The sequence below is a fragment of the Kordia sp. genome (assembly GCF_965224175.1).
Classification (GTDB): domain Bacteria; phylum Bacteroidota; class Bacteroidia; order Flavobacteriales; family Flavobacteriaceae; genus Kordia.
The window spans coordinates 5095701-5109378 of record NZ_OZ245041.1 but is presented as its reverse complement, the minus strand read 5'-3'; the positions used below and the strand labels follow the sequence as shown (position 1 = coordinate 5109378).

The 13678-nt window shown below is 32.8% G+C and carries 12 protein-coding genes; 4 read left to right on the top strand and 8 right to left on the bottom strand.

Features of this window, described 5'->3' with window-relative positions:
• Positions 1-42 precede the first annotated feature (42 nt).
• The 4 genes from ACOQOS_RS22285 (at position 43) to ACOQOS_RS22270 (ending at position 3195) form a co-directional block, all read left to right on the top strand.
• Positions 43-387 (top strand): PadR family transcriptional regulator, encoded by a 345-nt coding sequence (locus ACOQOS_RS22285; protein ID WP_420572637.1) that lies wholly within the window; start codon positions 43-45, stop codon positions 385-387.
• On the top strand, positions 380-2116 hold the full coding sequence (locus tag ACOQOS_RS22280; protein ID WP_420572636.1) for a PspC domain-containing protein: 1737 nt from the start codon (positions 380-382) through the stop codon (positions 2114-2116). The genes ACOQOS_RS22285 and ACOQOS_RS22280 overlap by 8 nt, the downstream gene beginning before the upstream one ends.
• 91 nt (positions 2117-2207) lie before the next feature.
• Complete coding sequence (locus ACOQOS_RS22275) at positions 2208-2438, top strand: hypothetical protein (protein WP_420572635.1); 231 nt, start codon at positions 2208-2210, stop codon at positions 2436-2438.
• 34 nt (positions 2439-2472) lie between these two features.
• Positions 2473-3195, top strand: coding sequence for a head GIN domain-containing protein (locus ACOQOS_RS22270; protein ID WP_420572634.1), 723 nt, complete (start codon positions 2473-2475; stop codon positions 3193-3195).
• 91 nt (positions 3196-3286) lie between these two features.
• Here ACOQOS_RS22270 and trxB read toward each other — a convergent pair whose 3' ends face one another.
• The 8 genes from trxB to ACOQOS_RS22230 all read right to left on the bottom strand — a co-directional run bounded on the left by trxB (position 3287) and on the right by ACOQOS_RS22230 (position 13528).
• Positions 3287-4258 (bottom strand): thioredoxin-disulfide reductase, encoded by a 972-nt coding sequence (gene trxB, locus ACOQOS_RS22265; RefSeq protein ID WP_420572633.1) that lies wholly within the window; start codon positions 4256-4258, stop codon positions 3287-3289.
• Between the two features lie 265 nt (positions 4259-4523).
• Entirely contained in the window at positions 4524-4796 is a 273-nt protein-coding gene (locus ACOQOS_RS22260; protein WP_420572632.1) for a hypothetical protein, read from the bottom strand.
• A 12-nt stretch (positions 4797-4808) separates the two neighbouring features.
• Positions 4809-5411, bottom strand: coding sequence for a hypothetical protein (locus ACOQOS_RS22255; RefSeq protein WP_420572631.1), 603 nt, complete (start codon positions 5409-5411; stop codon positions 4809-4811).
• 69 nt (positions 5412-5480) lie between these two features.
• Positions 5481-6287, bottom strand: coding sequence for a hypothetical protein (locus ACOQOS_RS22250; RefSeq protein ID WP_420572630.1), 807 nt, complete (start codon positions 6285-6287; stop codon positions 5481-5483).
• 182 nt (positions 6288-6469) lie between these two features.
• Entirely contained in the window at positions 6470-8866 is a 2397-nt protein-coding gene (locus tag ACOQOS_RS22245) for an ABC transporter permease (RefSeq protein WP_420572629.1), read from the bottom strand.
• A gap of 1 nt (position 8867) precedes the next feature.
• The gene (locus ACOQOS_RS22240) at positions 8868-11288 is read right to left on the bottom strand and encodes an ABC transporter permease (RefSeq protein WP_420572628.1); all 2421 of its coding nucleotides are present in this window, start codon (positions 11286-11288) and stop codon (positions 8868-8870) included.
• Between the two features lie 58 nt (positions 11289-11346).
• The gene (locus tag ACOQOS_RS22235) at positions 11347-12048 is read right to left on the bottom strand and encodes an ABC transporter ATP-binding protein (protein WP_420572627.1); all 702 of its coding nucleotides are present in this window, start codon (positions 12046-12048) and stop codon (positions 11347-11349) included.
• A gap of 235 nt (positions 12049-12283) precedes the next feature.
• Positions 12284-13528: an efflux RND transporter periplasmic adaptor subunit gene (locus ACOQOS_RS22230; protein WP_420572626.1), complete on the bottom strand. Its 1245-nt coding sequence runs from the start codon at positions 13526-13528 to the stop codon at positions 12284-12286.
• Positions 13529-13678 lie beyond the last annotated feature (150 nt).

The following is a 13678-nucleotide window of genomic DNA, read 5'->3' as shown; positions in this document are numbered from 1 at the left end:
CAATCAAAAAACGAACAGTATCATTAAAAGACACATGAAAACATGAAGATAGAAAACACAAAAGCACAAATGCGTAAAGGTGTGTTAGAGTATTGTATTTTATCCATCTTGAAAGATCAGGATGCGTATGTAGCCGAAATACTTGATACATTAAAAGACGCAAAAATGCTTGTCGTAGAAGGAACAATTTATCCGCTATTGACAAGATTGAAGAATGCAGGCTTGTTAAGTTACCGCTGGGAAGAATCTACTTCTGGACCGCCAAGAAAATATTATGGACTCACAGAAACAGGACAACTTTTCCTAAAAGAACTGAACACCACTTGGAATAATTTACAAAATGCCGTATCACTCGTAACACGCCAAAAAAACCCGACTAATGAATAAGACAATCAATATAAATTTAGCAAATATGTTTTTTCATATTGATGAAGACGCATATAACAACTTACAGCGTTATTTAAACGCCATAAAACGCTCCTTTACAGACTCGCAAGGTAGAGATGAAATTATTGCCGATATAGAAGCAAGAGTTGCCGAACTTTTCTCAGAACGTATTAAAAGTGAGAGACAAGTAATAAGCACTAAAGAAGTTCAAGAAGTAATTGATATTATGGGACAACCAGAAGATTACTTAGTGGACGACGAGATTTTTGAAGATGGACCAAGAAATAACTACCAACGTAGACCAGCTGGAACCTATAGAAAGCTATACAGAGATTATGACAATAAGTTTATTGGAGGAGTTTGTGCAGGTTTTGCGCAGTATTTCGGAATAGACGCTTTATGGATCCGATTGTTTGTATTGCTTGTCGTATTTCTCGGCGCAGGATCTCCGTTTTTAGTGTATATTATTTTGTGGATTATCATTCCAAAAGCAAATACAACTAGCGAAAAACTAGCTATGGCGGGAAAGCCCGCGAACATCACCAACATAGAGCAAAAAATCAAAGAAGGGCTTGATGATGTTCAAGAAAAAATAAATGATGTAGATTTTGATCAAGTTGGTCAAAAAGCCAAAAGTGGTGCATCTTCCTTCTTTGAATCTATAGGACATATTATTACTGTGCTATTGAAAATTTTAGCAAAGTTCTTTGGAATCATTTTTATCATTGTTGCAGCTTCTATAATTATTAGTGTATTGATGTCTGCTCTTGGAGTTAGCTTCTTTGATTTTGGTGTTTTTTCCGGTGAGGAACACTTGTATTACAAAGATTTAGGAATACTTACGCAAACGCCTCGATGGGTTTTAGGCTTGTTGTTATTATTTGCACTTGGAATTCCTGCAGTTGTATTATTTATTTTAGGAATTAAAATCCTAGTAAAGAACTCAAAATCAATAGGAATGCCTGCTAAGGTTTCTTTAATTGTTTTGTGGATAGGATCTTGTATTGGAATTGGTTTTATTGCTTCTAGTGCAGCTTTACATCACAATATTGAAGCTTCAGTTGCTATAAAAAAGGAATTGCCAATTGTAGCCAATGACACTATTAAGGTGAAAATGGTTCGCAATGAAGATTTTGATAGATATAATGATTATTACTACAGCGATTTTGAAGTAGTATACGACGAAAATGGAGATGTGATTTTATATTCTAATTCTATTAAACTGATTGTAAAACCTACAGAAAGTGAAAATGCTCGTATTCGAATTAACAAAACTGCTGGCGGTGTATCATATACAAAAGCCAGAGAACGTGCACAAGGCATTAATTACAACTATGTATTTGAAAATAATACATTAAAACTAGATGATTATTTCTTGTTTGATCCGAATGACAAACACAATCAGCAAGAAATTGAAGTGATCTTGTATTTGCCAGAAAGAGCTATTATTTATGCAGATAAAAACACAAAATCATTTCATAGAAATCGTTACGGATCTGGAGATATTTTAGGATCTGGCGAAGAAGAGAATTTTTATCAAGTTATTGATGACGATTTAAAATGCTTGGATTGCGAAAATTCAGATATCAAAAAACTGAAGAGCAAGAAAGAAGCGAAAAAGGAAATCACTATCAATTCTGATAAAGTAGATATCAACATCAAGAATAAAGACGAAAATGTACAAGTAAATGTAAAACGTGATAGCGTTTCAACAGATACTGACAATTAATACATCATACATCAACCAATATTTTGACATTTCGCTCCATAAAAAAGTATGGAGTGTTTGTCAAAAGAAAAACAACCAAACATCAATCAAAATGAACAGTTTACAATCCATATACGTACTATTAAAACTACTCATCATAGTTTTAATAGTTGGATTGTTAGTTGGTAAAATAGTAGCATACTACTATCCTTTACAGGTTTTACCAAATGAATGGATATACGCAACATTGTTTGTTGGAGTTCCAACAGGGTTAGTAATCAGTATTTCCATCTTTTTATTATCATTTATCAGCACTTCGACTCCGTTCGGTGTACATAAATAAATCATCAATCAATAAAACTTAAATACTAATTATTATGATCACCTTAGCACGAATTATCGCCATAGCTATTCTTAGCTTACTTATCACTTCTTGTGACTTCAATTTCAGTTCTGGTATTGCTGGAAATAGAAATGTTGTTACAGAAGAGAGAGATGCCGAAGAAGGTTTTACAACTATAAAAGCTTCTGAAGGATTAGACGTTTATATTACGCAAGGATCAACAGCATCTATTGAGGTTGAAGCCGACGAAAATATTATTTCACTGATTGCAACAGATATCAGAAATGGTAAGCTTATCATTCATACCGAAAAAAATATAGGACGTTGCAAATCTAAAAAGGTGCATGTAAGTGTTCCTAAAATTGAAAAGATTGTAAGTACAAGCGGTGCAGATGTATATTCTACAGAACCATTAGTGGTAGAAGACCTTGAAGTACGAAGCAATAGTGGCGCAGATGTAAAAATTGAAGTTGAAGCAGAAAATGTAACTTGTTCAACATCTAGTGGAGCAGATATTAAAATTACTGGAACTGCAGAATCTTTAACAGCAAACGCTAGCAGCGGAAGTGATATTCATGCTAAAGAACTTGCCGTAAAAGACTGTGACGCTTCTGCAAGTAGCGGCGCTGATGTAACGGTAAATGTTTCTGAGAAGCTAATTGCTAGTAGTTCTAGCGGTGGAGATGTTCATTATTATGGAAATCCTTCATCTGTTTCAAAGAACAAATCGGTTTCTGGCGGTGTTCATAAGAAATAAAAGTATTCACATCAACCAAATTATAAACCACAAAAAAGCCTCTTCGCTATGAAGAGGCTTTACTTTTTTATTTATAATTGAGTTTAGTTGCTTATGCTTCAACTGCATCTTCAACAGCAGCTAAATAACGTTCTGCATCAAGTGCTGCCATACAACCAGTTCCTGCGGCTGTAATAGCTTGTCTGTATTCTTTATCTTGTACATCTCCTGCGGCAAATACTCCAGGAACATTTGTTTTTGTAGATTTTGCACCTGTAATTAAGTATCCAGTTTCATCCATGTCTAAAATTCCTTTAAACATATCTGTATTTGGTTTGTGTCCAATAGCAATAAAAACTCCTGTTACAGGAATTTCATGCTTTTCTTTTGTTTGATTGTTAACAACACGAACACCTTCTACCACCATTTTTCCTAAAACCTCATCTAGCTCAGTATTGTACAATACGTCTAAGTTTTCTGTGCTGTTTACACGATGTTGCATAGCTTTACTAGCTCTCATTTCGTCTTTACGAACTAACATCGTTACTTTGTTACAAAGTTTGGCTAAGTATGTAGCTTCTTCTGCAGCAGTATCTCCTCCACCAACAACAATTACATCTTGACCTTTATAGAAAAAACCGTCACATGTAGCACAAGCAGAAACTCCACCACCTTTTAAACGCTCTTCACTTTCTAGTCCTAAATATTTTGCTGAAGCTCCTGTAGAAATGATCACTGTTTTTGCAGAAAATTCTTGTTCTCCGTTTCCGTCATTCACGTATACTTTATGAATTCCTCCAGTTTCCTTAGCAAAATCTACACGCGTAGCATATCCGAAACGTACTTCTGTACCAAAACGTGTTGCTTGATTTTTTAAGTCTTCCATCATCGCAGTTCCATCAGTTCCATTAGGATATCCTGGGAAATTATCAACTTCTGTGGTCGTTGTTAATTGTCCTCCTGGCTCCATTCCTGTATACATTACTGGATGCATATCAGCTCTAGCGGCATAAATTGCTGCTGTATATCCTGCAGGACCACTTCCTATAATTAAGCAATCTAATGCTGTGTTTGTATCTGACATATTCTTTTTTCTAATTAGTAAACCTTTTTAACAAAAGTAGTTTTTTATCTGAATTCCTTACATAAAATTTATTAACAAAAGTCAGCTAACTGTTTGATATCTTTTTTATTCGATAATTCAGGTATTCATATTACGCAGTTTGTTCTGTTGTATGTATAAGAATCAATCGTTCTTACTTTCTACATTTCTCTCAAAAAAACTACTAAAAAAAGCAATATCGTAAGTGATACAATATTGCTTTGCTAAGATATTTGGTTTTTATGTTTTAAACAATTTTACTTGCCAAACTCACTAAGAGATTTACGCCATTGTCTATATTGGCAATTGCATCTGCTTTTGCTGTGTTTGAAGCCGCTGCATTATTGATTTCCTTCAGTACTTTTAGCGCGTTTTCATTAGAAATTTTACTTTCCTTAATGAATTGATCAATTTCAGCAATACTCATACTCGTCAAACTTGCAATAGTTGTATTGAATTCTGTATCTGTTTGTTGTGCAGCCTGATTTGCTAAGTTATCCCAATCTATACCGTTACTCATATCTTTTCTATTTTAGTTGTTTCCGTTAATTGCTGATTGTACATTAAGAAGTTTATCAAAACCGCTTCCTGTTTTTACTAATAAACTGTCTAAATGATTTTGAATTTTATCTACATTAATATTTGTTCCTGTTAACTTTTGAATTTGTGCTAATGTATTTGTTTCTGTCTGTTTTAGCTTTACCGCTGAACTGATTAAGTTTTGTAGAGTAGCACTTGCTTGTTGGTAATTTGTAAAATTATCATTTAACGATGTTACCATTTGTTGTTTTTGCAGGTCTAATAAATTGTGAAGCGAATCGCGTTTTCTATTAAGCACAGGCATTACACTTTTCAAAATGTTTGGTAATTCTGTATTTACATCAACACCAGGCGGAATTTTAGCTTGTAAGTTTTTAACGTATGACGGAATGTATTGATTGTTAATGAAATCGTCTACTTTTCCTTTTCGTTCATCAAATAATTTATTGATCAATGCAATATTCAATTGGTGCATAGAGTTTGCTTCTGCAATGACTTCTTGCGAAAGTGTTGCTGTAGATGCTGGAATGGAAGCACATCCATTAATACTTACAACGACTAAAGCAATAAGCATACTTTTTATGATTAGTTTCATTATATAATTTTAGGTTAATTGTGATTATTTATGATACATCTGTCAGTTATTACAAAAATTGCAATTGATTTAGTTGTTTGAACTTACTGAAAAAATCGACTTTATTCTGTCAATAATTCCTTGTAATATACTAAAGATTGCATCAGAAGAAAATCCTCCTATCAATGCTAAAACTGCGTTATTAAAAATGCTCAAATCTTTTCCTTCGTTATAGGACGAAACTATTTCTGAAAGAATCAATCCGGAAATAAGTCCCAACACAATAAGTGCAATATAATAGATGGCTTGTTCTGGCATTAAGGTCGATTTTTCAACACCTTCGCTTACGTTTTTTAAAAGATAGAACACAACGCCTAATCCAGAGATAGCACATAAAAACACAATATTTAGCAATAATGAAAGTCCACTATTACTTAACACACCTTTGGAAAGCGAATCTGTATTTACTTGATCAGAAAGTGAAGCGCCAATAAAGACAACTAAGAATAGAATTGCTAAAATTACTAAGTTTCTGATAATGGGTAATCTTTTAAAAATTGATTTTGTATCATCATCTTGCGATAATACTTTTAGGTAAGCAATTGATCTAGGAGTTGCAGGCGCGATGTTTTTGCTAAGAATGTTGTGCGCGTTAATTAAATCGTCTAAGTTGTTACTTTCAATCAAAGGATTTAGTTCTGTATTGATCACTTTTCCACGACTCATTGCAAACATAAGCATTGTTTCGAGTTCACTTTTTATCCGAATCATTGTAGCATCTGAAACTCCTTTTGAAATTCCTTTTGGTGGTACATTTGCTGTTTCTGTGGTTGTTGTAGCTGTAGTTTTTGAAGTCGCCTTTGGTGTTGGCGTCGGTGTTGGATTAGAGGTTGGCATATTATAATTAATAATTTGGTCAGTTCCTCAAACTTACAATATAAAACGCGTATTTGAAAGGATAACAAATACGCGTTTTAAAATCAAGGGTTTATACGTAGTTTTTTTGGGTTTTGGGTTTTGGGTTTTGTAAAAGAACCTTTTTTACATTGTACGTCATTTAAAATTTAACACTAAAAAGCTTATTCAAATTTTAAATATTTAATTAAATCTACTTTAGTTGCGTTGAAGGCTTTGATTCCAACAACAATAAAAACTAATAGTAATAAAACAATTGGAGCAATGATAAACGGCCATAGTGGCATATCAATTCGATACGCGAAATTGTTTAACCAGTTTTGCATTAAATAGTATGCAATAGGAATTAATATTACAACTGCAATTCCTGTAATTTTGATAAAGCTTTTTACCAATTGTGTGATAATTTCTCGAACAGAAGCACCTAGCGTTTTTCGAATCGCAACTTCTTTGAGTCGCTGCTGAATAGTGAGCGTTGCCAAAGCAAATAATCCAAGTAATGCAATGAATATCACTACCAATGTGAGAATGAAAAACAAGGTTTGTTGCTTTTTATAGATATCATGTGTTTTGCTGTAATATTTGTCTAAATAGTAGAATGAAAACGGATAACCAGGTTCTAGTTCAGTAGTCCAAAAACGTTCTATTTCTGCGAGTATTTCTTCTTTTTTTTCTGGTTTTATTTTGAATTGAACAGTACTCATAGCACTACGTATCCAGCTAAAACCTGTATAGTACATGAAAAATGCTGGACGAATTTCTTTGTCTAATCCTTCCATATGGTAATCCTTCACAACACCCACAATTGTAAATTTCTTTTCGTTGATTTCTACTTCTTTGTTAATTGGATCATTGGCAATTCCGAGACGTTTGACAGCTGTTTCGTTGAAAATAACACTGTTTATGGTATCAGAAGCAAAATCTTCAGAGAAATAACGGCCTTTTGATAATTTGGTATTAATCATTTCTAAGTGTCCAAGATCTAGCGGAATAAATCTTATATCCACAACCCTATCTTTGTGTGTCACATCTAACGACATATCGTTATCATCACCTGGAACTAAATACGTAGAAGAAATGTCCTCAATGTTAGGATTATTTTTAAATACGCTTTTAACTAAGTTGTATTTTTTGCTTCTACTTACCTGATAATCATTAAGATCTACTACTAATATTTCTTCTCCCGAAAATCCTAGATCTTTGGAACTCATATATTCTACTTGTGCATAGACGATTAATCCACCAATAAAGAAAAATCCTGAAATTACAAACTGCAAACCTAACATTACATTTCGAACTAAAATCATACTTCCACTTCTTGAAAAGTTTCCTTTTAAAACACGTATTGTTTTAAAATTAGAGACATATAATGCTGTGATTACACCAATAATTGTAGCAATAGAGATTGCTAATAGTATTACTTCTACAATGATCGTTGTACTATTTAAACTCAAATCTTTATTGATGAATGCGTTAAATACTGGCAAAAGCAGTTCTACAATAATCAAAGCGATGAATACTGCAATGATTCCTTGTACTACAATTTCTAACATAAATTGCAGCTGTAAACCTAGTTTAGAGACACCTAATGTTTTCTTCACTCCAACTTCTTTGGCACGTTGGCTAGCAGAAGCAATAGAAAGGTTGATAAAATTGATACTCGAAATAATAATGATAAGTATTGACAAACTTAACATGATGACAAGCAATAAATAGTTTCCTTTTCCTTCTAACATACCGCCATCACCTTTTCCTTGTAAGCGTAAATCTGTAAGTTTTTCAAGTATTGGATACGATCCTTGCATCGACATATACTCGCCTACGGTTATTCCTTGTGAAGCTGCTTCTTTTTTATAATATTTATCTTCATAGATGTCATAAATTTTCTTTTCAACCAAAGCTAAATCCGTTCCTGTAGGAATTTTGTAAAATGTATACACTCCGTATCCGCCCCAATGATCATTTGTAGTAACTGGTCTATGCATGATGGCATTTGGCAAATATACTGACGGTTTTTTCAGTTCATATATACCCGTAACGATATATTCTTTTTTTCCATATTTAATCGTCTTTCCAATTGATTCTTTTTCTCCAAACAACTGTTTTTCTAGGTCTACTGAAATAGCAATAGCGTTTTTTGTTGCCAAAATTTCTTTTGGATCACCTTTTACAATGGTATGCGAGAAAAACTCAAAGAAATTTGCATTGGCACCTCCAATTTTGGTTTCATACACCGATTTATCTTTGTAGCGTAGAATTTGACTTTCATATCCTGAGTTTAATGTACAATAATCCGTAATCTCAGGAATGATTTCTTTAGCTGCTTGTCCTTCAGGATCTGTTGTGCCATCATAAATTTGTCCATCGCCCCATTTGTGCGCTACTTTGTAAATGATATCTTTATTTTCATTCCATTGATCATAACTTTTTTCATCGTTATAATATAGCAATACAATGATCAGTCCAACCAATCCGAGTGTCAATCCACTAACATTAATAATGGTATTGAGCCAGTTCTTTTTACTATTTCTAAAGAATAATTTTAGCCAAGTTTTTACCATTTTATTCGAATTTTAAGTATTTGATTAAGTCTATTTTCGTGGCATTTAATGCCTTTACTCCTACTACCGTAAATACCAACAGTAATAATATAAATGGCGTTACGATATATGGCCAGATTGGCATATCAATTCGATATACGAAATTATCGAGCCAGCTTTGCATTAAGTAATAAGAGATTGGTAGTAATACAAGTACAGCTATCAACGTAATTTTCAAGAAACTCTTTACCAATTGAAAAATGATTTCTTTTACCGATGCGCCAAGCGTTTTACGAATCGCAACTTCTTTTAAGCGTTGTTGAATGGTTAGTGTTGCTAAAGCAAATAAACCGAGTAATGAAATGATAATTACAATAGTTGACAAGATTAAAAACATGGTTTGCTGTTTTTCATACTTTTCATAAGTTTCTGCAAAGTGTGCATCTAAAAACTGATAGTTGAATGGGTATTTATCATCTATATTTTCTTTCCAAAATTCTTCAATGTCAGCAATTGTTTGTGAAGCGTTTTCAGGTTTTATTTTGAATTGTATTGCGTTGATCCAATCTTTCGTTCTTGGGAATGTTTTCCAGTGAATTAAAAACATCGGATCAATTTTTACATCAAAACCGTCAAAGTGATAATCCTGAATCATTCCTACAACTTCTAATTTACGTGTATCATCTTGTCGTTGCCAACCAATTTGAACCTTTTTACCTATAGGATCATTGTAAATTCCAAGGCGTTTTGCCGCTGTTTCATTTAAAATAATACTGGTAACTGTATCTGAGGCATATGCTTCAGAAAAACCTCTTCCTTTGAGCAGATTGAGTTGTGCAAATTCTACATAGTTATGATCTACTGTATTGGAACCAGCATTAAAACTTATATCAGCAGGTTCGTATTGAAGATTGGTTCCGTTTACATTTCCATCACCAGGAACAAACATACTCGTAGAAACTCCAGTGATATTTTCATGCTTTGACATGACGTTTTTAACTAAAGTATATTTCTTAAATTCATCACCTAAGTTATATACATCTACTACTAGAGTTTGTTCTTTTTTAAAACCTAAATCTTTAGTAATCATAAATGCCATTTGATTGTAAATAACCAGTACACCTATTAAAAAGAACCCTGAGATTAAAAATTGTAAACCTAGCATTACGTTTCTGGCAATGATTCCTTTTTTGCTTCTGGAAAAGTTACCTTTTAGTACTTCAATTGTTTTGAAGTTTGCTAGATATAAAGCAGGAATACTTCCAATAACGAATGAAGTAATGATCGCAATTACAATCAACCTTAACAAAATTTCACCATTTAGGAGTGTAATATTTTTGTCCATAAACTGATTGAAATACGGCAATAAAAATTCTACTAAAATCAATCCGAATAATAAGGCAATAAATCCTTGTAATAAGATTTCAAATACATATTGTAATATGAGTTGTCTTTTAGATAAACCAAGTGTTTTCTTTACACCAACTTCTTTGGCACGTTGACTCGCAGAAGCAGTTGATAAGTTGATGAAATTTACACACGAAATGACAATCAATAAAATAGATAAACCAAGTAAGACAAGTAATAATTGGTAGTTTCCTTTTCCGCCAGGACCAGCATTATTTGCTTTATGATGCAAACGAATCGTACTTAGTTGTTCCAATAATACTTCCATAACACCGTACTTTTCTTTTACTTCTGCAAGTGTCATGTTGTTTGCTGCCAATTGTGGTTTTACATTTCTTTCAATGATTACATTGTTCATCTTTTTCCGAACTTCATCACTGTCAGCACCTTTTGTCAATTTACAGAACAATTCGTTTTGAAAATTTCCCCAATGCAGTTCAAAAGGTTCTTTAAATTGCATTAACAGTTCTGATTCATAGTGCCCATTTCCTGGCACTTCATATACACAAGTGATAATGAAATCATTTCCATCAATTTTTACCATTTTGCCTATAGAACTTTGCTTGCCAAACAATTTTGCTGCTAATGTTTTTGAAAGTGCAATATGCTTTCTGCTTTCTGCAAATTTTGTAGTACTTCCTTCTATAATTGTAAATGGGAAAAAGTCAAAAAAGTTAGGTTCTGTATGTGTTGATTTATCAGTGTACACTTTTGTTTCTCCATCTACAATAACACGACTTCTATAAAAAGGAGATATTAATACAGATTCTTCTACTTCTGGAATATCACTTTTAAAAAGAATCGCTTCCGCAGATGTACTTGAAAACCAAATTCCATTTTGGCGTGATTTATTAGCAACTCTATAAATATTTTCCTTTTCAGGATTCCAATCGTTGTAACTCAATTCGTCATTGAAATACAACAGCACAATTAATAAACCAGCAAAACCAAGCGTTAATCCTGAGATATTGACTAATAAATTGAGCCAATTCTTTTTGCTGTTTCTAAAAAATAATTTTAACCAAGTTTGTAACATAAGTTTCGTTTTTTGATTGATGAATTTACTCTGAACTAAGTCGAAGTGTGCTCTTTTGTTACTGAACTAACACGTCAATATCACGTGTATTTGTCTTTTCTGAGATAACTTCTCCATCTTTCATCATGACAATTCTGCTAGAAAATTGTGCATCATACGACGAGTGTGTTACCATGATAATTGTAGCGCCAGAAGCATGTAATTCTGCCAATAATTCCATGACTTCATTACCATTTTTACTATCTAAGTTTCCAGTTGGTTCATCTGCTAAAATTAACTTCGGATTCGTTACTAAAGCTCTTGCTACTGCAACACGTTGTTGTTGTCCACCAGAAAGTTGTAGTGGAAAATGTTTTGCTCTATGCGCAATTCCAACACGTTCCATGATTTCAGCTACACGCTTTTTACGTTCGCTAGATGGTACTTTGTTATAAATTAATGGTAATTCAATATTTTCATATACGGAAAGTTCATCGATTAAGTTGAAATTCTGAAATACGAATCCAATATTGGCTTTGCGCAATAATGCACGTTGCTTTTCTGAATATTTTGATACTTCTGTTGTTGCAAATTGGTAGCTTCCAGAACTTGGTGCATCTAGCAATCCGATGATATTTAATAAGGTTGATTTTCCACAACCTGAAGTTCCCATAATAGAGACAAATTCTCCTTCTTTCACAGTTAAATTCAATTTATGAATTGCTGTAGTTTCTACTTCTTCTGTTCTGTAAACTTTCGTTAAATCTGTTAATGTAATCATTGTGTTTTATTTTTTATTTCGACTACGCTCAATATGAAGCGTTTTATGTACACTGAACGGAGCCAAAGTGTTGATTGATGATTTTTTATGAATTATCTATTCGTTTTTTGATGATTTTGATTAAGAAATGCTTTTCAATTTTAAATTCAACATTTACAATTTAACATTCCCTATTTTACTATTAAAACAATGTGACAAGCTTTTCTACAAGCATATATATAAGTACTAGCATGATTTAGTTTATATTTAATTCTTCCATATCTTTAAAGTCATCATAACTAGAAGTAATCACGCGATCACCTTCTTTTAAACCTTCTAACACTTCGTAGTAAAAAGGATTTTCTCGTCCGATGCGTACATTTCGTTTTACGGCTTTATTGTCTGCATTTAATACGAAAACCCATTTTCCGTTTGTACTTTGAAAAAACAGTCCTTTTGGAAGCAATAAAGCTTTGCTGTTGTTTGATAGAAACATTTTACTTTTTAAGGACATTCCGCTACGAATTCCTTTGACAATTGAATCATTCTCAAACTGTAATTCTACTTGAAAACCTCCTTTTACAATCTCAGGATCAATTTTTGAAACACGGATTGGTAATTTTTGATCTGCTATCGTTACTGTTCCTTTGATGTTTTCACGAAGTTTTGAAATATAATATTCATCAACTTTAGCTATAAGTTTGTAACCGTCTAATTGATCCATTTTTCCAATATTATCACCTTGATTGTAGTTTTGTCCTAATGTTGGATTGAATGATGACAACAAACCGTCAACTGGTGCTTTTACGATAAAATTTTCTTTGTTTTTGCGTAATAATTCTAGACTTTCTTCCATCTTTTTTACAGAGGCATTGATACGAGCCAATTGTACATTGCGATCGTTTTTTTCGTTTGAAACTTTCGCTTTGATCACTTCGTTGCGTTCTTTTTGGAATTTATATTCTTGTTCGGATGTTCGGAACGTATTGCGTGCAATCACATCTTTTTTATACAAACGTTCGTCTGTCACATATTGACGTTCTGCGTTTTTAAAAGCATTATCAATACTTAACAATTGTTCATCCAAATTTAGTTGTTGATTTTTTATGCTTACGCGAATATTTCTCAAGTTATTAATTTGTTCTACAATCGCTGTTTCTTGTGTTAAGTAATTTAATTCTGCATTCGGATTGTACACACGAATTAATGGTGTTCCTTTAGTTACCTTTTGTCCACTTTCTACAAAAACTTCAGAAACAGATCCGCCTTGTATCACATTGATCAATACAGATGTAGTTGGCTCTACAGTACTATTAAATAATAATACATCTTCAAAATCACCTTTCGTTATATTTTTGATTGAAATTGTTTCTTTGTCTATATTCACTTGTTTCTTTCGTGTAGCACTCATGAAGATAAGACCAATAAGTACGACAGCTGGAATTCCCCATACTAACATACGCTTTGTTTTTTTGTTCTTTGGTTTTAATTGCTTGTCCATTGTTGTTTTATTTTGTCTGTTTGGTATAGTGCCATTGTTGTGCCATGAAAAAATAAAAGTATAATCAACTAAATATCAGTTATTTAAAAAATAAGTTGATTTTAGGAGTGTTCATTTTCGAACATTTTTTTGTTCATTATCAAACATCTT

Coding starts and splice junctions, on each gene's coding strand:
- ACOQOS_RS22230 (WP_420572626.1), bottom strand. CDS start 13,528: ATGGACAAGCAATTAAAACCAAAGAACAAAAAAACAAAGCGTATGTTA.
- ACOQOS_RS22250 (WP_420572630.1), bottom strand. CDS start 6,287: ATGCCAACCTCTAATCCAACACCGACGCCAACACCAAAGGCGACTTCA.
- ACOQOS_RS22240 (WP_420572628.1), bottom strand. CDS start 11,288: ATGTTACAAACTTGGTTAAAATTATTTTTTAGAAACAGCAAAAAGAAT.
- ACOQOS_RS22275 (WP_420572635.1), top strand. CDS start 2,208: ATGAACAGTTTACAATCCATATACGTACTATTAAAACTACTCATCATA.
- ACOQOS_RS22260 (WP_420572632.1), bottom strand. CDS start 4,796: ATGAGTAACGGTATAGATTGGGATAACTTAGCAAATCAGGCTGCACAA.
- ACOQOS_RS22280 (WP_420572636.1), top strand. CDS start 380: ATGAATAAGACAATCAATATAAATTTAGCAAATATGTTTTTTCATATT.
- ACOQOS_RS22245 (WP_420572629.1), bottom strand. CDS start 8,866: ATGGTAAAAACTTGGCTAAAATTATTCTTTAGAAATAGTAAAAAGAAC.
- ACOQOS_RS22270 (WP_420572634.1), top strand. CDS start 2,473: ATGATCACCTTAGCACGAATTATCGCCATAGCTATTCTTAGCTTACTT.
- ACOQOS_RS22235 (WP_420572627.1), bottom strand. CDS start 12,048: ATGATTACATTAACAGATTTAACGAAAGTTTACAGAACAGAAGAAGTA.
- ACOQOS_RS22285 (WP_420572637.1), top strand. CDS start 43: ATGAAGATAGAAAACACAAAAGCACAAATGCGTAAAGGTGTGTTAGAG.
- ACOQOS_RS22255 (WP_420572631.1), bottom strand. CDS start 5,411: ATGAAACTAATCATAAAAAGTATGCTTATTGCTTTAGTCGTTGTAAGT.
- trxB (WP_420572633.1), bottom strand. CDS start 4,258: ATGTCAGATACAAACACAGCATTAGATTGCTTAATTATAGGAAGTGGT.